Genomic DNA, 21,116 nt, shown 5'->3' on the forward strand with positions numbered 1-21,116 from the left:
AAAATCGCTATCCGCGCGACGCCCATCGCCGCGGGATGAGATTTGTGCCGAAACGGTGGGAATATCAGCGGCAAGACTGGCGACAATCGGCGCGGTATGACAGTCTCCGTCGGCGACCGGGGGCACCGGCACCGCGCGCACCAACAGGAACCCAGATGATGCCGATCCGCTTTGCCGTCCCGCGCCGCCTGGCCATGGCTGGCGCCGCCGCGCTGCTTGCCGCCACGGCGTTTGCGCCAACCGCGCCGGCGCTGGCCAAAGACCCCGTGGTCGGCCAGCCCGCCCCGCCGTTTGACCTGCGCCTGATCGATGGCACCAAGCTGTCGCTCGCCGATCTCAAGGGCCAGGTCGTGGTCCTGAATTTCTGGGCCACCTGGTGCGGCCCGTGCAAGGCGGAATTGCCCCTGCTCGATCAATATTATGCCCTGCAGCAAAAGCACGGGTTGCGCGTCTTTGCCGTGACGACCGAGGATTCGCTGCCGAATTATCAGCTGAAAAAGCTGTTTGCAGTCATGCACATTCCGGCAGTGCGCACGCTCAAGGGGCCCTATGCCCCGCTCACCGGCGTGCCGACCAACTTCGTGATCGATCGCGCCGGCGTGGTCCGCTATGCCAAGGCCGGCGCCTTCGATCTCGATGATCTCAACAACGTGCTGGTCCCATTGCTGCGCGAGGCGCCGCCCCAAGGCTAAGGGGATCAAGGTTAGGGGATCAGCACCGCCTTGACGCATTCGCCGCGATGCTGCGCGGCAACGGCCTCGTTGATCTGCGCCAGGGGATAGGTCTTGATCAGCCGATCGAACGGGAAATGCCCCGCGCGATACAGCGCGACGAGTTCGGGGATGAAGCCCTGCAGGTCGCTGTCCCCCTCGATAATCCCGATCACGCGATGGCCAAAGGTGATCATGCCGGCAATGTTGATCGCCAGGGCATCTTCGGCGCGCGGCGGCACGCCGACCAGGCCCAGCGCACCCCGGCTGGCAAGGCTCGCCAATGCTGTTTCCATCACGGCCACCCGGCCGCTGCTTTCCACGGCAAAATCCACGCCATCGGGCAGCAGCGCACGGATCGCGGCGGCCACGTCACCCTCGCCCGGGTCGATCACGTCGGTCGCGCCAAGCTCCACGCCCAGTGCGCGCCGCGCCGCCACCGGCTCTACCAGGATGATGCGGCTGCACCCGCGATAGCGCGCGGCCATCACTGCGGCTAGGCCCACTGGCCCGCCGCCAAACACCGCCAGCGTGCTGCCCGCCGGGCAATCGAGCGAGCGCAGCACCGCGCCGGCCCCGGTCTGCAGGCCGCAGCCGAGTGGCCCCATGATCGCCAGGTCATCGCCCGCCGCCACTTTCACCACGTTGCGCCGATCGGCAATGGCATGGCTGGCGAACGAGGATTGGCCAAAGAACACCGCCGTTACCGCACTGCCATCGCGGCTGATCGGGCTGGTGCCATCGGGCCGCACCCCGGCATAGTTGCGCGGCACGAACTCGCGGCAATAGCTGGGCAGATGCTCGGCGCAGCGCGGGCAGTGACCGCAGCTGGAAAAGCCCAGCACCACCGTGTCGCCGGGCACCAGGTCGGTCACCGCGCTGCCCACCGCTTCCACCACGCCGGCGCCTTCATGGCCCAGCACGGCCGGCAGCGGCAGCGGCACGAACTGATCGCGAAAGACCAGGTCGGTATGGCACAGCCCCACCCCGGCAATGCGCACCAGCACCTCGTTGGCCTGGGGCGCGCCCAGATCCACCGTTTCCACGCTGAAATCGCTGTGCGGCGCCACGGCCAAGGCTGCGGTAATCTTCATCGGCATTGGTCCTTTCGCGCCGCCTTACAGCGCCATGATCACGGATTTGGGTTCGAGATAGGCGTCCAGCACTTCGCTGCCGTTTTCGCGGCCGATGCCCGATGCCTTCATCCCGCCGAAGGGAAAGGCGGGATCGGCCACCAGGATGCAGTTGGCAAAGACCGTGCCGGCCTCCAGCCGCGCTGCGGCATGGTGCGCGGTGGCATGGTCGCGCGTCCACACATGCGCGGCCAGCCCATAGGCGCTGTCGTTGGACAGCGCGATCGCCTCGTCCAGGTCGTCGAACGCGGTCACTGCCAAGACCGGGCCAAACACCTCTTCGCGCGCCACCTCGGCATCGGGCGGCACATCGCGCAGCACGGTCGGCGCCAGGAAATGCCCGGTTTCCGGCAGCGTCACACGGCGTTCCACCGCGGCAATGCCAGCCTCCCGTGCGCGCGCGACAAAGCCGGCCACGCGCGCCTGCTGCCGCGCGCTCACCAGCGGGCCAAGCTGGCTCTCGCGATCGGCGCTCGGCCCCAGGCGCAGCGCGGCGCCAACATCGGCCAGCCCATCGAGCACCTGGTCATAGATCGAGCGGTGCACATAGGCGCGCGACCCGGCATAGCAGATCTGCCCGCTGTTGAAGAAACAGCCCATCGCCACCTGCGGGATCGCCTTGGCCAGATCAGCGTCGGCGCAGACGATGGAAGGAGACTTGCCGCCCAGTTCCAGCGTCACGCGCTTGAAATCGGGCACGCTCGCCGCCAGGATCGCCCCGCCCGTGGCGGTGGAGCCGGTGAACGCCACCTTGGCCACGCCGGGATGGCGCGACAGCGCCGCGCCCGTGGCGCCATCGCCAGTCAGCACGGTAAACACGCCGGGGGGAAAGCCCACCGCGCGGGCCAGTTCGGCCAGGCGCAGCGCCGACAGCGGGGTCTCCGCCGCCGGCTTGAGGATCAGCGTGCAGCCCGCCGCCAGCGCCGGGGCAATCTTCCACATCGCCAGAACCAGCGGGAAATTCCACGGCGTGATCGCCGCGACCACGCCCACCGGCTCGCGGCGGGTATAGACGTGATAATCCCCCGGCGTGGCGCTCAAGGTGCCCGCCCGCCCAGCCAGCTTGGATGGCCACCCGGCATAGCAGCGCAGCCAGGCAATGGCCGAGGGGATGTCGACGGTTTCGGCCATGGTCAGCGGCTTGCCGGTATCGAGCGCTTCCAGCGCCGCCAGGTGCGGCAGGTCTGCCTCCATCGCATCGGCCAGGCGGTGCAGCAGCCGCTCGCGCGCCAGCGGGGCCAGGTCGCGCCAGGCCGGCGCCACCAGCGCCGCGCGCGCCGCTGCCACGGCGGCATTCACCGCCGCATCGCCGGCCAATGGCACTTGCGCCACAGTGGCGCCGGTGCTCGGGTCTTCCACATCGACCGCGCCGGTCGCGGGCAGGATATCGTCTCCCACCCGCAGGCGCAGGTCCGGCAGGGCAAGATCGGCAAAGCCGGGCTGCATCGTCATGAGGCGTTCAATTCCTGGTGCGTTTGCGGAAATCGCTCGGCGCCTCGCCGGTGAACTGGCGAAAGGCGCGGGTGAAATGGCTCTGGCTGGTAAAGCCCAGGCTTTCGGAAATGGCGGCAATGGAAAGGTCGCTCTGGTGCAGCATCTGCTGCGCCTTATCCAGGCGGGTCTTCATCACATACTGGTGCGGCGAAAGGCCGGTGGCCTTGCGGAATACGCGGCAGAAATGCGATGGCGTCAGGCCTGCCACGGCCGACATTTCTTCCAGCGAATGCTGCGCCTCGGGTTTTTGCAGGATCGCGTTCATCACATGGTGAATGCGATAGGACGAGAACGAGGAAATCGGGATATCCTGCGCCGTTACCGAATTGGCCCCGCGCAGGATATGCGCCTTGAGCGCATTGACCAGCGCGCCGATATAGACCTCGCGCTCGGCACTTTGCGGGGCATAGAGTTCCGACAGCACCTGCCGCGTCAACGCCGCGCCCAGCGGATCGGAAAAGGCAAAGCGCATGGTGCGGAACTGGTCGGCCGCCGGCGCGCGCTGCAACTGCTGCGAGGACACGCTCAGCGTCACCACGTCGAGTTCGCCATCCACCAGCCAGCCGGTCTGCTGGCCCGAGGGCACGATCGTGGCGCAGCCGGGCATCGAGGCATGCTCGCTCCACCCGCCGTTGAGCCAGGTGCGGTTGTGCTGCTGCCCGGCGATATGCATGGTATAGAGCGGCTCGGGCAGCGCGGGCACGGTGTAGGAGCCGACGAACTGGCGCCAGCGGCACAGCTGCCAGCCATCCTCGCGCGAGCCCAGCTGCATGTCGGGCCCACGCCCCAGCGCATCGGAAATGATCGCCTCGTTGGTGCCCGCCGGATTGAAACGCGGCAATTCCTGCATCCCATCTCTCCCGCCTTGCGGTGCCGCCTGCTTCATCCTGCCACCAGCTTCACGTCCAGGTTCTTGAGCCCGTTGATGAAGTTGGAACGGAACCGGCGCGGGGCCGAAACCAGTTCGAACCCTTTGACCCGCTCCGCCAGCAGGCGAAACGCCACCCGCAATTGCATTTCGGCCAGCCGCGAACCGATGCACACGTGCTGGCCGCTGCCGAATGCCAGATGCTGGATATTTCCGCGCGTGATGTCAAAGGTGTCGGGATCGGCAAACACGCTTTCGTCGCGGTTGGCGGCGGTGTACCACAGCACCACCTTGTCACCCTTGGCGATGGCCTGGCCGCCCAGCACGGTATCGGCGGTGGCGGTGCGGCGCATGTGCATCACCGGGCTGGCATGGCGCACCATTTCGCGCACCGCCGTGGCCAGGATCGCCGGATCATCGCGCACCATCTGCCATTGCGCGGGATGGGCGGCAAAGTTCACCACGGTGTGGCTCAACGAATTGCGCGTCGTCTCGTTGGCGCCGACCAGCGCCAGGATCATGTTGCCCACGAAATCGCGGAACTGCACCGGCTGCCCATTGATCTCGGCATTGGCGAGCAGCGTCGCCAGATCGGCGCCGGGCTGGTGGCGCCGCGTGTCGAACAGCGTCTGCATCAGGGCAAAGAAACTGCCGAGTACTTGCGCCATCTGCTCCGGGCTCTGGCGGAACTCGGGGTCATCCTCGCCGACAAAGGCGTTGGTCCAGTCATAAAGATCATGCCAGCCGATCTCGGGCGGCAGATCGAACAGCTCGCACAGCGTCATCAGCGGCAGCGGCGCCGACAGCGCCTGAACCAGGTCAACCGGCTCGCCCAGCGGAATGGCATCAAGCAGGGCGCGGCAGCGCTCGGTAATGCGCTCCTCGATCCCGGCCAGGCGGCCCGGCGCCACCGCCGGCATCATGAACTTGCGATACTGCGTATGCACCGGCGGATCGATCGAGATGAACGGAACGCCGATCGCGCTTTCGCCCGCCCCGGTCAGGCCCACCTCGTTTTCGTTGAAAATGCGGTGGCCGCCGTTGGCATAGGCCGAGGAATAGAGCAGCGGCTGGCGCGACACCTCGACGATATCGGTATAGCGCAAGACCGCCCAGAACCCCGGCCCATCCGCTTCCGCATTCCAATAGACCGGCTCATCCGCGCGCACCTGGGCAAACAGGTCGTGCGGCACCCCGGCCACATAGAGATCGGGGTTCTTGAAATCGGGCCGGGTGCTGGTCACTGTGGTCATGGCCGGGGTATCCTGCATCAGAACGTGACCCTGGCGCTGGCGCCGAACGTGCGCGGCGCCGATTGCACCAGGAAGTTGTAGGGGAAGCCCGCGCCGCGCAGGTCCAGCCCATAGGCATAGGTGCGCGCGTTGAAGGCGTTCTTGATCCATGCCCGCAGTTGCAGGTTGGCGTGCTGCCAGGTGATCTGGCCGTTCACCTTGGCATTGGCGTCCTGCTGCAATTCGGCGTTGTTCTGCGCCGTGCCGGCGGCATTGGTCAGGTTGAACGGCGTGAAATACTGGTGCCCGGCATAGGCCACGTTGGGCGACAGCGTCACGCGATCGGGCCCATTGTCGAGCAGCACGATATCGGCACCGAGTTGCGCGGTCACGTGCGGGGCAAACGGCAGGTCGTTGCCGGCGAGGTTGGTGCCCTGGAGCGTCAGTTCCTTGTACGTGGCATGCAGCAGGCCCACCGACCCGTTGATCGAAAAGCGCGTGCTCGGCGTCCAGGTAAACTCGCCTTCCGCGCCATAGATTTCCGACTTGGGCGCATTGACCAGGATCGAAACCGGGCCGGGGCGCGTGTCCTGCAGCTGCTGGTTGGAATAGTCGTAATAGAATGCCGCGGTCGAGAACGACAGCGTGCGGTCAAACAGCCGGCCTTTCAGCCCCACTTCATAGGCGTTGACCGTCTCTGGCTTGACGAAGTTGATCCCCGCCGAAGAAGTGTAGGAACCGCCGTTGAACGCGCCGGAGCGATAGCCGCGGTTATAGCTGACATAGCCGAGCAGCCCGCTGTCCCACTTGTAGCTGAGCGCGGCGCGGCCGGTGAAGGCGTTGTTGTTGCCATCAAGGTTGTAGCGCGCGTTGGGATCATAGGCGCAGGTGCCCGGTCCGGTCGCACACGGCACGGTCGTGGCCAGCGGCGTTTCGCCCGCGCCGAACCCGCCGGCAAAGAGATAGGCATAGCCATCGCGATAGCGCGCTTTGTCAGAAGTATAGCGCCCGCCGAGCGTCAGCGTGAGGTTGCGCGTCAGGCTGTAATCGCCCTGGGTGAACCCGGCGATGGAAAAGCGGCTCTGGCGGAAGTGCTGGAAAAAGCCGCCGTTCACCCCCGGCGCCAGCGCGCTGCCGATGTTGAAATCGTTGTCGGTGATGGTGCGGTCCCAGCCATAGAACAGGCCCGCCACCAGCTTGAGGTTGTCAGACAAATAGTTGATGCGCGCTTCTTCGGCGAACTGGCGGAAATTGGATTTCCAGTTGATGAAGAGAATATCAGCCGGCGCGCCATCGGCATTCTGCCCCATGTCCAGGCTGCCACCATCGTATGACGTGATCGAGGTCAGCGTGACGGCGGGCGAGAGTTCATAGGAAACGTTGGCGGCCACGCCCCAGGCGCGGGTGCGGAAATTGCCCAGGTTCTTTTCGTTCACCTCGAAAAAGCCCAGCCCGGCGCGGGCCGATTGCAGGCCGATCGTGCCCGCCCCGGTGGGATTGTCGCGCCCGGCATAGGCACGGATCTTGATGTCGAGGCCCGACCCGGTCGGCTTGATGCGCAGGGCGACGCGGCCTTGCAGGGTATCCTGGCTCATCGCATCGCGGCCGCCGGGATAGACATTGTGGATCTGCCCGTCACCCTTCACATAATTGACCGCCGCGCGCAGGCCCACCTGGTCATCGGCCAGGGTGGTTTCGGCCGCGCCTTGCGCGGTAAAGGTGTCGAAGTTGCCATAGCCCACTTCGGCATAGCCATTGCTGCCCGAAAGCGAGGGCGCGCGGGTGATGAAGTTGATCGCCCCGCCGGTGGTGTTGCGGCCAAACAGCGTGCCCTGCGGCCCGCGCAGCACTTCCACGCGATCAAGATCGAACAGGCCCATGCCATGGCTGGCGCGCGCGGCAAGATAGACGTCGTCCATGTAGACGCCCACGGGGGAAACCTGGTTGGAATTGTATTCGTTGGCCACCGAAATGCCGCGCATCGAGAAATTGGGCTGCGCCGCGCCGAAATTGGTGCTGACCTGCAGATTGGGCACGGCCTGGGCGAGGTTGGCCGAATTGGTCACGCCCATGGCCACCAGGCCCTGCGCCGAAACCGCCGAAATCGCCAGCGGCACGTCCATCACCGATTGCGCGCGGCGCTGCGCCGTCACCACGATTTCGCCAACGGCCGGCGCCGGCGTGGGTGCAGCATCCTGGGCGACGGGGGCATCCTGGGCCAGCGCGACGCGCGGCGCGGCGGTGGCGGCGGCCAGCGCTGCAAGGCTGGCCAAGACGTGAAACTGCGCGCGGGCAGATGCCTTCATGATTCCTCTCCTCCCGTCCTGCTTGGGCCGGGTCATTCTTGTTGTTGGCGTGAAGACAGCGGCACCAGGCCAGTGCCGGGGCCGCTGTCCTCATTTGCCTGTTCTAGCCGCGCGGCGCAGCACTGGCTTTAGTCGTGGTTGTCGCCGATTTGTGCATTTCCTGCTCTGCGCTTGCCTGATCGCGCGTGGAGCGGCTTGTCGGTGGCAACGGCCAGGGCAGCGACCCCGGCGCCCGTCATGGAAGAGGAATCACCGGTGTTTCACCCCCGCGCCCACGCCCAGACCAGCCCCGACAAGGCCGCCTGCATCTTTGCCGATGCCACGGCCGGCCAGCCGCCCGTGCTGACCTATGCTGCACTCGAGGCTGCAGCAAACCAGGGCGCGCAGGCACTGCGCCGGCTGGGCCTGGCGCGCGGAGACGTGATCGCGGTCATGCTGCACAACACGGCCGAGGTGTTCACCATTGGCTGGGCGGCAGAGCGCAGCGGGCTTTATCTTACCAGCATCTCCACCCGGCTCAGCCCGGCAGACGCAGCCTATATCGTCGCCGACAGCGGCGCCAAGCTGCTGGTCGTGGCCGATGCCTTGGCCCCGCTGGCAGCGCAGGTGGCGCAGTTGCTCGCCGCGCAGGGCACGGCGGTTACCGTGCTGCTGACCGGCGTGGGCGGCAATGGCCTGCCCGGCTGGGCGCCACTGGCCGCGGCCATGCCCGCTGCCCCGGTGGGCGATGAAAGCCCGGGCGCCGACATGCTCTATTCCTCGGGCACCACGGGGCGGCCCAAGGGGGTCAAGCCGGCCTTGCCCGATGGCGTGCTGGGTGATCCCACGCCGCTGGTGTGCATGGGGCAGGCGCTCTATGGCATGGCGGCAGACACCGTCTATCTCTCCACCTCGCCGCTCTATCACGCCGCGCCGCTGCGCTGGGCGATGACCATCCACCGCCTCGGCGGCACCGTGGTGGTGATGGACAAGTTCGATGCCCTGGCCGCGCTCGCCCTGGTGGAGCGCTGGCGCGTGACGCACGGCACCTGGGTGCCCACCCATTTCGTGCGCCTGCTCAAGCTCGATCCGGCGCAGCGCGCGCAGCCCGATCTGTCGTCGCTGCGCGCGGCGATCCACGCCGGGGCGCCCTGCCCGGTGACGGTCAAGCAGGCGATGATCGATTGGTGGGGGCCGATCGTGCACGAATACTATTCGGGCACCGAAACCTGCGGGATTACCGCGCTCAGCGCCGCCGAATGGCTCAGCCATCCCGGATCAGTGGGCCGCGCCGTGCTGGGCGAAGTGCATATCCTTGACGATGATGGCCATGAACTGCCCATCGGCACGCCGGGCAATGTCTATTTCGCCAATGGCCCGGCGTTTGCCTATCACAACGATCCGGCCAAGACCGCCGCCGCGCTGTCGTCCCAGGGCTGGGCGACGCTGGGCGATATCGGCTATCTCGATGCCGATGGCTTCCTCTATCTGACCGATCGCAAGCATTTCATGATCATCTCGGGCGGGGTCAACATCTACCCGCAAGAGATCGAAAACCTGCTGATCGGCCATGAGGCCGTGGCCGACGTCGCCGTAGTCGGCGCGCCCGATGCCGATCTGGGCGAAGTGGCCGTCGCCGTGATCCAGCCGGCGCCCGGGGTGGTAGCCGACGATGCCCTGGCTGCCAGCATCACCGCCTTTGCCCGCGCCGGGCTGGGCGCGATCAAGACGCCCAAGCGCATCCTGTTTCGCGAAACCCTCCCGCGCGAACCCACCGGCAAACTGATGAAAGCCAGCCTGATCGCCGAATTGCGCGCCGCCGCGCCGCCAAGCCCGCGTTAGGCGGCGTGGTCACCGGCTGTGGCGCGCGCCTGTTCGGCCAGGATATTGCGCGTCGCGGCCCAGTAATGCCATGCCGCCCACAGGCCGGTGGGCGCCAGGATCAGCAGCGCGATGCGCAGCGATGCGGCATCGGCGCCATGGCCACCGGCCATATGATCGCTGACCAGGCCGACGAACTGCGGCGCGATCACGAGGTTGGCGATATTGGCCATGAGCAGCGTGAGTGCACAGGCCGTGGCGCGCATCTGCGCCGGCACCACGTTCTGCAACAGCCCGAACGAGGGGCCGATGTAGAAATACATCGCCGGCACGAACAGCCACAGGCACAGCTTGGCCACGCCCAGATCATGCGTCCAGAAGATGAAGAACGATGGCACGGTGATCACCGCCACCACCACTGCCATCAGGATCAGCACGCGGCGCGGATCGGCCATGGCCTTGCTGGCCATCAGCACGGCCGTGGCCACGGTCGCCAGGCTGCCGGCGATCAGGTGCATCGGCCCCAGGATCTCTCCCGCCTGGCCCGCCGTCAGGCCATAGGCGCGCTGCAGATAGGTGGGCGTCCACCACATCAGGCCCCAGCCCCACAGCGCCGTCACCGCGCCGCCCATCATCAGGTGCATGGTGGCGCGCTGGCGCAGCAGGAACGCCAGCGCGCGCCACAGCGGCAGGCGCGGCGCGGCAGGGGCGGCATCGGCTGCACGCGGCGCATCCATCGCCCCGCGCTGCGGCTCGCGCACGGTCAGGAAAATCAGTGCCGCCAGCACCACGCCCGGCACGCCCAGCGCCAGAAACGCATGGCGCCAGCCATAGAGATCGGCCACGCGCCCGGCCACGTCTGCCCCGATCCACGCCCCCAGGCACGAACCCAGGGCATAGACGGTCAGCGCCGCCGGTCGCTGCGCGGGCCGGAAATAGTCTGCCAGCATCGAGGTGGATGGCGGGGTGCCGCCGCTTTCGCCGATGCCCACGCCAATGCGCGCCAGCAGCATCTGCCCGAAGGTGGAGGACAGCCCGGTCAGGATGGTCAGGCCCGACCACAGCAGCAGCGCGCCGGAAATGATGTTGCGCCGGTTGAAGCGGTCGGCCAGCGCCGACACCGGAATGCCGATCGTCACATAGAACAGCGCCAGCGCCACGCCGGTGAGCAGGGCCACACCCGAATCGGTCAGCTTGAGATCGAGCCGGATCGATTCCATCACCGTGGTGATGACATAGCGATCGGCAATGTTCATCGCATAGACCAGCGACAGCAGCACCAGCACGTACCATTGCCGGGCCGATGCCACAGGCGCAGACCCGCGCGCACCCATCACGGGCGGAACCGGGGCCAGCATTGCCTCACCATCGCGCATTGTCTTTTCTCCCCGGCCACTGGCTCTGTTCTCGTTCGCCCAGCATGGCAAAACCCGAATTTATCGCAATTCCGTCACCCCGGGCTTGACCCGGGGTCCCGCTTTCTTGCCTTCTCGCAGGAACAGGCAGCGGGATCCCGGGTCAAGCCCGGGATGACGAGATCAATGCGATACAATCCAGTCTCTTGTGCCTAATCCTTTCACCTTCGCAGGGTCATGCCGGCGTATCTACCCTTGCCGCCACCTCGCGCCAGCGCGCGATCAGGCCATCGGCGAGGCTCGCCGGCACCAGCGCGTCACAGCGATCGGGCGCCACCACGTTGAGGCGCACCGCCACATGCGCGATCACCGTGGCGGCCGTACAGCCCGGCGCAAACGCGGGGTCTTCGGCATCGAACACGCCATCGTGCATCAGCAGGCCGCGCCAACCCGCGCCCACCAGACGTACCCGCACCAGCCCGCCGCCAATCGGCGTCACCGCGCCTTGGTCCGCCACTGCCGCGTCCAGCGCGGCGCGGTCGATCGCGGCGCCTTCCACCAGCCACACCATGGGTTCAAAACGCATGGCGCGCAGGTGATCATCGCCAGCGCTGCGCCCCGCAGCCGGCAGCGCAAAGCCCAGCACCGGCGCCACCGCCGCCGCGCCCGCCGCATCCCACAGCTCCAGCGCCAGTACATCGGCGGCATCGTGGACCGAAAGCTCAATCACGATAGCGCGCCCCTTCACGGTCATAGAACACCGGATCGCCCACCCGCACTGGCACGCGCAGGTTTCGCGTGGCCGACCAGGCGAGCAGTTCCTGCCCACGGCGGGCCATGCCATCGGTCAACAGCGCCAGGCCGATCCAGCCCTCGCCCGCCACGCGCGGCGCGGCGGTGGTCACATGGCCCAGCGGTTCCTGCCCTTCCTGCGTCACCAGCATGGCGCCTTCGGGCAGGGCCTGGCCGCCGATCACCGTCAGGCCCACCAGCTGGCGGCGCCCGCTGGCCGTGGCGATCGCCGGGCGCTGCTGCCCCTGCCAGCCAACAAAACCGCCGCTCTTGCGCAGCATGCCGCCAAGGCCAATGTCGTGTGCGCTGACGCGCCCGTCCACTTCGGCGCCGATCACCACGTGGCCCTTTTCCACGCGCAAGTGATCCATGGCATCGAGGCCATAGGCGCCGCCGCCCGCCGCCACCGCCGCGCCGTGCAGCGCATCCCACACCGCGCGCAGCTGGTGCCCGGGGGCATAGACCTCGAACGCGCGCTCCCCGCTATAGCTTGCCGCCAGGATCAGCACGTCCACCCCGGCCAGCACCGCGCGGGTGCAGCGCATGTGCGCGGGCGCCTCCGCCCCGGTCAGCGCGGCCAGCACGCGCGCCGCTTGTGGCCCGGCCAGCGCCACCGCGCCGAGATGCTCCTGCACGTTGACCACGCTGACTTTCAAATGCGGCGCCATCCCGTTGCGCAACCACGACAGATGCTGCGCCATGCGGTCTGCCCCGCCGGTCGAACTGGTGAGGAGATAGCGTTGCTCGGCCAGGCGCCAGGCGGTGCCATCGTCCATCACCAGCCCATCTTCGCGCAGCATCACGGTATAGCGCCCGCGCCCCACCCCCAGGCGGCCGATCGTGGTAGCGCAGGCCATTTCCAGCAAAGCGGCGGCATCCGGGCCGCTCACCTCGAACGTGGCCAGCGTGGAAACATCGACCACGCCCACGCTGTGCCGCACCATGCGCGCCTCGCGCAGCGATGCCACGCCCAGGCTTTCCCCGGCGCGCGGATAGCTGCGCGGGCGAAACCAATAGCCCACCGGCTGCCACGCCGCGCCCAGATCACCGTGCGCCTGGCGCAGGCGCAGGCGCCGCACTGGCCCGGCATGATCGCCCACCGCCGCACCGGCAAACGCGCCCAGCGTGGTGGGGGTATAGGGCGGGCGAAACGTCGTCAGCCCGGCCTGGGGAATATCCACGCCCTGCGCCTGGGCCAGCCGGGCGAGCGCGGCCATGTTGCCGGTCTTGCCCTGGTCGGTGCCCATGCCCAGCGTGGTATAGCGCTTGAGATGCTCGACCGAGCGATAGCCTTCACGCCAGGCCAGATCGATATCGCTGAGCGTCACATCGTTCTGGAAATCGACGAACGCCTTGCCGCGCGCGGCCTGCGGCACCTCGGCCGCGCTGGCCGGCGTGCCCATGCCCAGCGGATCGTCCACGGCAAAGCCGCGCGGCGCCGCGCCGCTGCCCGCGGCCCAGCCCTGCGCCAGGATCGCGGCCAGGTCGTGCCCGCCTGCCGCCGCGCCGATGCTGGCCTGCGCCTGCCGCGCCGTGCCGGGCACAAAGGCTTGGGCCGCCGCGTCCCACGCCAGGTCGCCCCCGGCCTGCTTGTGCAGATGCGCCACCGGGGTGAACCCGCCCGACATCGCCAGCAGATCGGCCGCCAGGCGCTGCTCGCCGCCGCCCACCTGCGCGATCACCGTGGCCAGCCGCCGGCCCCGCGCGCGGGTATCGATCGGCCGGGCATCGGTCAGCACGGCAAAGCGGCCGCGCGCCTGATCGACGATGGCGCTGTCGGGCGCGGCGCGGCTGTCGAGCACGGCCACCACCTGCGCCCCGGCATCGGCGAGGGCAAAGGCGGTGCGATAGCCATCGTCGTTGCTGGTTGCCACCACCGCCCGGCGCCCCGGCACCACGCCATGGCGCCGCACATAGGCGCGCACCGCCTGCGCCAGCATCACCCCGGGGCGATCGTTGCCGCCAAAGGCCAGCGGCCGCTCGATCGCGCCAGTGGCCAGCAAGACCTTGCCGCAGCGCACTTTCCACAGGCACTGCACCGGCGCAGCAGCCGCCGGCACCTGCCCCGGCTCGGCCAGGCGCTGCACCACCGAAACCAGGTTGCCATCCCAATAGCCGGTCGCCGTGGCGCGCAGCAGCACGCGCCCGCCGCCCGCGCGAATCTGCGCCACGGCCTGCGCGGCCCACTCGGGCCCGCCCACGCCATCGATGCGCACATCCTCGCGCAGCAGCGCGCCGCCGGGCACGCTGTCCTGCTCCACCAGCATCACGCGCTGGCCCGCCTGCGTCGCAGCCAGCGCGGCAGCCAGGCCGGCTGGCCCGGCGCCCACCACCAGCACGTCACAAAACGCGGCGCGGTGGTCAAAACTGTCGGGATCGGCATCGGCCGGTGCCGGGCCCAGGCCAGCGGCCTTGCGGATGAACCGCTCATAGACCATCCAGCGGCGCGGCGGCCCGAAAAAGGTCTTGTAGTAAAAGCCTGCCGGGATCAGCCGCGATGCCAGGCCATTGATCGCGCCCACGTCAAACGCCAGGCTGGGCCAGACATTCTGGCTGCGCGCCACCAGGCCTTGATAGACGAACACGTCGGTGGCGCGGGTATTGGGTTCCGCCCGCCCGCCCTCCCCCACGGTGACCAGCGCCGATGGTTCTTCCACGCCTGCCGCCATCACGCCGCGCGGGCGGTGATACTTGAAGCTGCGCGCCACCACGGCAACGCCGTTGTCGAGCAGCGCCGCCGCCAGGGTCTGCCCCGGCCGCGCGGCATAGGTCTTGCCGTCGAACGTGAACGTCAGCGCAGCGCCGCTCATGGCAGCACCGCCGGGCCCAGCGGGCGCACTGCCACGATGGCGTGGGTCATGCGGTGGCGCCGCAGTTCCAGCCAGCCACGGCAACCCAGGGTGTGGCGCCAGATCTCGTCCTCCTCGCCGCGCGGATTGGCGCGGGCATAGAGCGTGGCCATCGCCGCGGCCGGCGCGGCATCGAGCGGCACCACGCTGTCGCGCGTGCGCTCATAGGTGAACTCTTCCTGCGCGCGCGGCCCGCAATGGGGGCAATCGATCAGCATCATGGCCTGCTCTCCCCCTCAGCGGTGCTGCGGCATCGGGCCAACGCCCGCTTCGTCGATGGTGCGCCCCTGGGCAAAGCGCGCCAGGTCGAACGGCGCGGCAATCGGGTGCGGCTGGCCGGTGGCGAGGTGGTGGGCATAGAGATGCCCCGATCCCGGCGTCGCCTTGAACCCGCCATAGCACCAGCCACCGTTGATATAGAGGTTGCGCAGCGGCAGGTCGCCGATGATCGGCGAGCCGTCAAAGCTCATGTCCGTCACGCCCGACCAGCAGCGCACCATCCGCAACCGGCTGAGCGCGGGCACGAGGGCAATCGCCTGGGCGATCGCGTCTTCCAGCCGCACCGGCTGGCCGCGCTGGGCATAGCTGGGAAAGCCATCGGGATCGCCGCCCGCCACGATTCCGCCCTTGTCGGATTGCGAGATATAGCAATGCAGCGATTGCGACATGATCACGGTGTCGATCATCGGCTTGACCGGCTCGGTGACATAGGCCTGCAGTGTGTGGCTTTCGATCGGCAGGCGCAGCCCGGCAAGGCCCGCGACATGGCCGCTGTTGCCCGCCACGCAGATTGCCACCTTGCCCGCCGCAATTCTGCCGCGCGTGGTCTCGATGCCGGTTACCGCATCGCCCTCGCGAACAAAGCCGGTCACCTCGCAATTCTCGATCACGTCCACGCCCAGGTTGTCGGCCGCGCGGGCATAGCCCCAGGCTACGGCATCGTGCCGCGCAGTGCCGCCGCGATGCTGGATCATCCCGCCCTGAATCGGCCAGCGCGCATGGGGGGAAAAATCGAGCAGCGGCACCAGGCGGCGCACCGCGTCCACGTCCATCAGCTCGGCATCGATGCCCATCGCCCGCAAGCTATCGCCGCGTTCGGCGAGGCGCGTCATGTCGGCATCGGAATGCCCCAGGAACAGCGCACCGCGCGGCGAGAACATGACGTTGTAATTGAGCTCGTCAGACAGGCCTTCCCACAGCTTGAGCGAATGCTCGAGCAGACGCTGCAGCGGGGCCTGGCGATAGTTGGAACGCACGATCGTGGTGTTGCGGCCGGTGTTGCCGCCGCCGATCCAGCCTTTTTCCACCACCGCCACATTGCGGATGCCGTGCTGGCTCGCCAGGTAATAGGCCGTGGCCAGGCCGTGCGCGCCGCCGCCGATGATCACCACGTCATAGCTCGCGCGTGGCTCTGCCGCGCGCCAGGCACGGCCCCAGTGGCGATGGCCGCCCAGCGCGCCACGCAGCAGGGCCAGCGCGGAATAGCGGCCCTGTGGCCAACGGGTTGATCGGGTTCCTGTCACGCCGTCATGGGTAAGTGGCGCAGGGCGATCCCGTCGCGTCTAAAAATGTCATCCCCATGGCCGAAAATGTGATTTGCCAAAAACCGCCGGCAGCCGGTCTTTGCAAGGCGTGAAAGCGCGGGCGGCACGTGGCCGGCCCGCCGGGGGGAATGCAAAGCATGACCGGAATTGTTGATCCGGGGGCGCTGGCCATGCCAGGTCAGGTCCTCTTGCTGCGCTGCGCCGATCAGCGCGGCATCGTCGCGGCGGTGGCCGGCTTCCTGGCGGAACAGGGCGCCACCATCACCGAATCCAATCATTTCAACAACGGCACCAAGGGCCAGTTTGCCATGCGCACGGCGTTTGCCGGCGATGGCGCGCCGCTGCCCGATGTGGCCACGCTGCGCCAGCGCTTTGCCCCGATCGCCCACCGCTTTGCCATGGACTGGTCGCTGCACGATATGGCCCAACGCCCGCGCCTGCTCTTGGCGGTATCGAAATTCGGGCATTGCCTGTTCGATCTGCTGCATCGCTGGCGCGCCGGACTGCTGCCGGTCGATATCGTCGGCGTGGTTTCCAACCATGATGACATGCGCAGCTTTGTCGAATGGAGCGGCCTGCCCTATCACCACCTGCCGACCAAGCCCGATGGCAAAGCCGCGCAGGAAGCCCGCTTCGCCGCGCTGATCGACGAGACGCAGCCCGATCTGGTGGTGCTGGCGCGCTACATGCAGATTCTCTCGCCGATGCTCTGCGCGAAGGTGGCAGGGCGCTGCATCAATATCCACCACAGCTTTTTGCCCAGCTTCAAGGGCGCCAAGCCCTATCACCAGGCGCACGAGCGCGGGGTGAAGATCATCGGCGCCACCGCGCACTATGTCACGACCGACCTGGATGAAGGGCCGATCATCGAGCAGGACGTGCGCCGCGTCAGCCATGTCCATGCGCCCGACACGCTGGTGGCGCTGGGCCGTGACGTGGAATGCCAGGTGCTGGCCCGCGCGGTATCGTGGCATATCGAACGGCGCGTGATGGTCGATGGCAACAAGACCATCGTGTTTGGCTGAACCACATTATTGTGCAGTGCAGCATTTTACTGGATTTCCCCGGAGCAACCGCAAGGTTTCCCCGGGGAAATCACATATACATCTGTAATTATTATTGTTTTACGCTTCCTGTGGGCGCCGTGCCAGCCAGTTGACCAGCCCCGCCCCCACGCCCAGCGCCAAGCCGAGCACGCTCACCCCGGTCCAGGCCGCACCATGCCAGGCCAGTGCCGCCAGGGCAGAGCCAGCTGCACCCAGCAGGAACATGCCGCCCATGAACAGCGTGTTGAGCCGCGCGCGGGCGCCCTGGTCCAGCGCATAGACGATATGCTGGTGCGAAATCAGCGCGCTTTGCACCGCCAGGTCGAGCACCACACAGGCCAGCGCCAGGCCAACCACGCCCGAAAAGGTCATGGCGATAATCCAGGCCACCACCATCAGCGCCACGCCCACCACGATCGTGGCATGGGGGCCGCGCCGGTCGGCAACATGGCCGGCCATCGGCGCGGCGAGAATGCCCACCGCGCCGATCACGCCAAACAGCCCGGCCACGCCCGCGCCTTGGCCCACTTGTGCCAGGCGCAGGGCGAGAATGCTCCAGAACGCGCTGAACGCGGCAAACAGCAGGCCTTGCGTCAGCGTCGCCAGGCGCAGCGCGCGGTGGCGGCGCCACAGGTGCCACAGCGAGGCGAGGAGCTGGGCATAGCGCGGCCCTTCGCCGTGGTGGTCACCCTTGGCGCGCGAAGTGGGCAGCATCGCCCGCAGGATCGCCGCAGCGATCAGCGCGAGCGGTACGCCCAGCCAGAACATCGCACGCCAGCCGGCATGTTCGGCGACGAACCCGGCCAAGGTGCGGCTGAGCAGGATGCCGCAGAGCAACCCAGCCATGACTTTGCCGATCACCGCACCGCTGCGTTCGGCCGGGGCCAGATGCGCGGCAAAGGGCACGATCTGCTGCGCCACGGTGGCCAGCGCGCCCAGCACGAGCGAGGCACCGAGCAGCAGCGCGGGCGTGGGCGCGACGGCGGCGAGCACCAGCGCAACGGCGAGGAGCAGGAACTGCAAGACGATCAGCCCGCGCCGCTCGACCCGGTCGCCCAATGGCACCAGCAGGAACAGCCCCAGGGCATAGCCCAGTTGCGTGACCGTGGGCACCAGCGCCGTCAGCGCACCGGGCATGCTGGTTTCGATCAGGCCCAGCATCGGCTGATTGTAATAGATATTGGCGACGGCGAGGCCAGTGGTGGCGGCCATCGCCAGGATAAGGCCGTTGCCCAGAACCGGGCGTGGCGTTTGCGCCGATGGCTGAGACGCCTGGCGCGCGGGCGCGCCGGCAAGGATGGTGTCCGACATGATCAGGGCTCTCGTGCAGAGGCAGGCCGGGGGAAACGGTTGCTGCCGGGCTTGGTTGCCCCCCTATGCACCATTGGCCGGCAAATGATAATCTGCCCCAAGTGGCACGCACTATTGCATTTTACGCAATGATGCCGGGCAAAGCTCAGCCCGGCAGGCACCGCTCCCAATAGGGCGGCGTGCCAAAACTTTCCGCCAGGAAATCGACCAGCAGGCGCACCTTGGCCATGCCGCGCCGATCGGGCAGGTAAAGCGCGTGGATGCCCGGATCGCCCGGCGGCGGCGCACCGGGACGGGCAATGTCGCCGTGCCACTCGGCCAGCACCGGGCGCAGCCGCCCCTGCGCCACGTCTTCACCCACCAGCCAGGTGGGCAAGAGCGCCAGCCCCGCCCCAGCCAGCGCGGTTTCGCGGATCGTATCGGCGTGGTTGGTGCGCAGCGGGCCTGACACCCGCACCCATTCGTGCTGGCCATCGCGCGTCAGCCGCCAGCGCCGCTCGCCATCGGCAAAGGCAAAGGTCAGGCAGGCGTGATCGGCCAGGTCCTGCGGCACCTGGGGCGTGCCATGCGCGGCAAGATAGGCCGGGCTGGCGCAGACCAGGCGGCGTTGCGGTGCCAGCCGCCGCGCCACCAGGCTGGAGGAATCGAGCGCGCCCAGCCGCACGGCCACGTCGATGCGCTGCGTCGCCAGATCGAGCGGGGTGTCGGTCACCACCACGTCGAGCGTGATATCGGGGTGCGCCGCCATGAACGCGGGCAGGATCGGCGTAACATGGAGCCGGGCAAAGCTGACCGGCAGGCTCACCCGCAACAGCCCGCGCGCCGCGCCCGGCCCCTCGCGCACCGTGCGGTTGGCCTCGGCCAGGGTATCGAGGATGGCACGGGCGCGCGGGTAATAGGCCTCCCCCGCCTCGGTCAGGCTGACCTGGCGGGTGGTGCGCGTCAACAGCCGGGTGCCCAGCGCCGCTTCCAGCGCGTCGACATGGCGGGTGAACGATGACGTGGCCTGCCCCGCGCGCCGCGCCGCCGGGGTAAAGCCGCCCTCGTCCACCACGGCCACGAAGGCCTGCAACGCGGCGAACATATCCATGCCCGGCCCCCGCCGCCGCCGTGCGCGCCAGCCTCGGCGCTTAGCCCTGCGGCTCGCTGGCGGCGGCCACTTCTTCCGGGTCGCCCAGGATCACGCCAACGCGTTCGTGCAGGCCAGTAGGCACCAGATCGAGAATGCGCGCGTGGCCATTGCTCGATGTGCCGCCGGCCTGCTCGATCAGCATGCTCATCGGATTGGCTTCATAGAGCAGGCGCAGGCGCGCGCTGCCGCCCTTGCGGTGATCGGCCGGGTAGAGGAAAATCCCGCCGCGCTTGATGATGCGGTGCACGTCGGCCACCATCGAGGCGGGCCAGCGCATGTTGTAATCCACGCCCAGCGGGCCTTCGCTGCCCTGGATGCGTTCTTCGATATAGCGCGCGACGTGGGGCGACCATTGGCGGCGGCGCGCCATGTTGACGGCGAATTCGCGGTTGCCGCGCGGCATCTGCATCGGCCCGTCGGTCATCCGCCACGAACCGATCTCGCGGTCCAGCGTGAATTCATAGACGCCGGTGCCCACGGTCAGCACCAGCAGCGTCTGCGGGCCATAGATGGCATAGCCGGCGGCCACCTGGCTGGTGCCGGGCTGCAGGAAATCGGCCTCGGCCACGTCGCGCCCGGCGCAGGCCTCGGGCGCGCGCAGCACCGAAAAGATCGTGCCGACCGACAGGTTCACGTCGATATTGCTCGACCCGTCGATGGGATCGAACACCAGCAGGTATTCGCCCTTGGGGAAACGGCCCGGAATGGGATGCAGCGATTCCATTTCTTCCGACGCCATCGCGGCCAGTTGCCCGCCCCATTCGTTGGCATCGAGCAGCAGGTCGTTGGCGATCACGTCCAGCTTCTTCTGCACTTCGCCCTGGACGTTTTCACTGCCCAGCGAACCCAGCACATCGCCCAGCGCGCCCTTGGAAATGGCAAAGTTGATTGCCTTGCAGGCGCGCGCCACGGTTTCCAGCAACAGGCGCAACTGCGGCGGACAGGGCGAATCCGGCCGCCGCTGCTGCTCGATCAGAAAGCGGGTGAGCGTGACCGGCTGCCCCGATTGCGGATTGGGCGCCGGCGCAGCAGGTGCGGCGGGGGCGCTGTCGATCACGGGGGTCTGGGTGCTCATCGGGCGAATCTCTCCTGCCTGGGCCCGGCCTGGCCGGGCAATGCGGCCCTCTCTAGGCCAAGTCTTGTGCAAATGCGAAGACGAAAGGGCAACTTTTGCGCGCAGCAGGACTGCCTGCCCGCTTCGGCAGGCGCGGCCAAGCGCACGTTGCGGGAGGCGAAGCGCCGGCAAGGCCGGCAAAAACGCATGACCTCAATATTAAAAAATCGTCATGCGCTTGGAATTATGCCGCCCGCATCAACAACATTGCTGAATATTTCCAAAACAACATGAACTTTTTTACAGTTTTCCTCCGCACGTCTTGTGACAACCAACGGCTTTGACTTATAAAACAGCTATATCGGAATGATTTTAAAAAATAATAATCAGCAATTCTGAACGCCATATCGGCCTTTATTTGCATGCTTTGCAAATGGCCCTGCCGCAATCTCGCCCAACAGGGTCGAGACGCGACTGATCCCTGCCCCCT

The 21,116-nt window shown here is 67.6% G+C and carries 16 protein-coding genes; 3 read left to right on the forward strand and 13 right to left on the reverse strand.

Translation table 11 applies throughout. From position 1 onward, the window contains the following. The first annotated feature begins 155 nt into the window (after positions 1-155). Positions 156-692: a TlpA disulfide reductase family protein gene (locus tag FHW97_RS08955; RefSeq protein WP_022677949.1), complete on the forward strand. Its 537-nt coding sequence runs from the start codon at positions 156-158 to the stop codon at positions 690-692. 11 nt (positions 693-703) lie between these two features. On the opposite strand, the gene FHW97_RS08960 is transcribed toward FHW97_RS08955, so the two are convergent. The 5 genes from FHW97_RS08960 to FHW97_RS08980 are packed head-to-tail and all read right to left on the reverse strand — an operon-like array spanning position 704 to position 7,743. Next, positions 704-1,804: an NAD(P)-dependent alcohol dehydrogenase gene (locus tag FHW97_RS08960; RefSeq protein ID WP_171798732.1), complete on the reverse strand. Its 1,101-nt coding sequence runs from the start codon at positions 1,802-1,804 to the stop codon at positions 704-706. Positions 1,805-1,828: 24 nt separating this feature from the next. After that, positions 1,829-3,295, reverse strand: a complete 1,467-nt coding sequence (locus FHW97_RS08965; RefSeq protein ID WP_216647704.1) for an aldehyde dehydrogenase — start codon at positions 3,293-3,295, stop codon at positions 1,829-1,831. 7 nt (positions 3,296-3,302) lie between these two features. After that, positions 3,303-4,187, reverse strand: coding sequence for a helix-turn-helix domain-containing protein (locus tag FHW97_RS08970; protein ID WP_022676838.1), 885 nt, complete (start codon positions 4,185-4,187; stop codon positions 3,303-3,305). A 32-nt stretch (positions 4,188-4,219) separates the two neighbouring features. Continuing rightward, complete coding sequence (locus FHW97_RS08975) at positions 4,220-5,458, reverse strand: cytochrome P450 (RefSeq protein WP_171798733.1); 1,239 nt, start codon at positions 5,456-5,458, stop codon at positions 4,220-4,222. A 17-nt stretch (positions 5,459-5,475) separates the two neighbouring features. Beyond that, a complete protein-coding gene (locus FHW97_RS08980; RefSeq protein ID WP_171798734.1) occupies positions 5,476-7,743 on the reverse strand; it encodes a TonB-dependent receptor in 2,268 nt (755 codons plus the stop codon). Positions 7,744-7,980: 237 nt separating this feature from the next. On the opposite strand from FHW97_RS08980, the gene FHW97_RS08985 reads away from it, so the two are divergent. Continuing rightward, positions 7,981-9,564, forward strand: coding sequence for an AMP-binding protein (locus FHW97_RS08985; RefSeq protein ID WP_171798735.1), 1,584 nt, complete (start codon positions 7,981-7,983; stop codon positions 9,562-9,564). Here FHW97_RS08985 and FHW97_RS08990 read toward each other — a convergent pair. From FHW97_RS08990 to FHW97_RS09010, 5 genes are all read right to left on the reverse strand, one after another. Next, positions 9,561-10,877, reverse strand: coding sequence for a spinster family MFS transporter (locus FHW97_RS08990; RefSeq protein ID WP_370525377.1), 1,317 nt, complete (start codon positions 10,875-10,877; stop codon positions 9,561-9,563). The two genes, FHW97_RS08985 and FHW97_RS08990, sit on opposite strands and share 4 nt — an antisense overlap. A gap of 256 nt (positions 10,878-11,133) precedes the next feature. Continuing rightward, positions 11,134-11,628 (reverse strand): sarcosine oxidase subunit gamma family protein, encoded by a 495-nt coding sequence (locus FHW97_RS08995; RefSeq protein ID WP_171798736.1) that lies wholly within the window; start codon positions 11,626-11,628, stop codon positions 11,134-11,136. Beyond that, a complete protein-coding gene (locus FHW97_RS09000; protein ID WP_171798737.1) occupies positions 11,621-14,500 on the reverse strand; it encodes a 2Fe-2S iron-sulfur cluster-binding protein in 2,880 nt (959 codons plus the stop codon). Before FHW97_RS09000 ends, FHW97_RS08995 begins: the two co-directional genes overlap by 8 nt. Beyond that, positions 14,497-14,760: a sarcosine oxidase subunit delta gene (locus FHW97_RS09005; RefSeq protein ID WP_022678459.1), complete on the reverse strand. Its 264-nt coding sequence runs from the start codon at positions 14,758-14,760 to the stop codon at positions 14,497-14,499. The genes FHW97_RS09000 and FHW97_RS09005 overlap by 4 nt, the downstream gene beginning before the upstream one ends. Before the next feature lie 15 nt (positions 14,761-14,775). After that, positions 14,776-16,062, reverse strand: a complete 1,287-nt coding sequence (locus tag FHW97_RS09010) for a sarcosine oxidase subunit beta family protein (protein WP_171798738.1) — start codon at positions 16,060-16,062, stop codon at positions 14,776-14,778. 158 nt (positions 16,063-16,220) lie between these two features. Here FHW97_RS09010 and purU point away from each other — a divergent pair, with 158 nt between their 5' ends. Further along, the gene (purU, locus tag FHW97_RS09015) at positions 16,221-17,108 is read left to right on the forward strand and encodes a formyltetrahydrofolate deformylase (protein ID WP_253941696.1); all 888 of its coding nucleotides are present in this window, start codon (positions 16,221-16,223) and stop codon (positions 17,106-17,108) included. A 99-nt stretch (positions 17,109-17,207) separates the two neighbouring features. On the opposite strand, the gene FHW97_RS09020 is transcribed toward purU, so the two are convergent. The 3 genes from FHW97_RS09020 to FHW97_RS09030 all read right to left on the reverse strand — a co-directional run bounded on the left by FHW97_RS09020 (position 17,208) and on the right by FHW97_RS09030 (position 20,647). Continuing rightward, entirely contained in the window at positions 17,208-18,440 is a 1,233-nt protein-coding gene (locus tag FHW97_RS09020) for an MFS transporter (protein WP_370525366.1), read from the reverse strand. Positions 18,441-18,585: 145 nt separating this feature from the next. Continuing rightward, positions 18,586-19,530, reverse strand: coding sequence for a LysR family transcriptional regulator (locus FHW97_RS09025; protein ID WP_171798739.1), 945 nt, complete (start codon positions 19,528-19,530; stop codon positions 18,586-18,588). Between the two features lie 40 nt (positions 19,531-19,570). Beyond that, the gene (locus FHW97_RS09030) at positions 19,571-20,647 is read right to left on the reverse strand and encodes a class 1 fructose-bisphosphatase (protein WP_171796840.1); all 1,077 of its coding nucleotides are present in this window, start codon (positions 20,645-20,647) and stop codon (positions 19,571-19,573) included. Between the last annotated feature and the right edge of the window lie 469 nt (positions 20,648-21,116).

The organism is Novosphingobium sp. SG754, assembly GCF_013149315.1.
Lineage (GTDB): Bacteria > Pseudomonadota > Alphaproteobacteria > Sphingomonadales > Sphingomonadaceae > Novosphingobium > Novosphingobium capsulatum.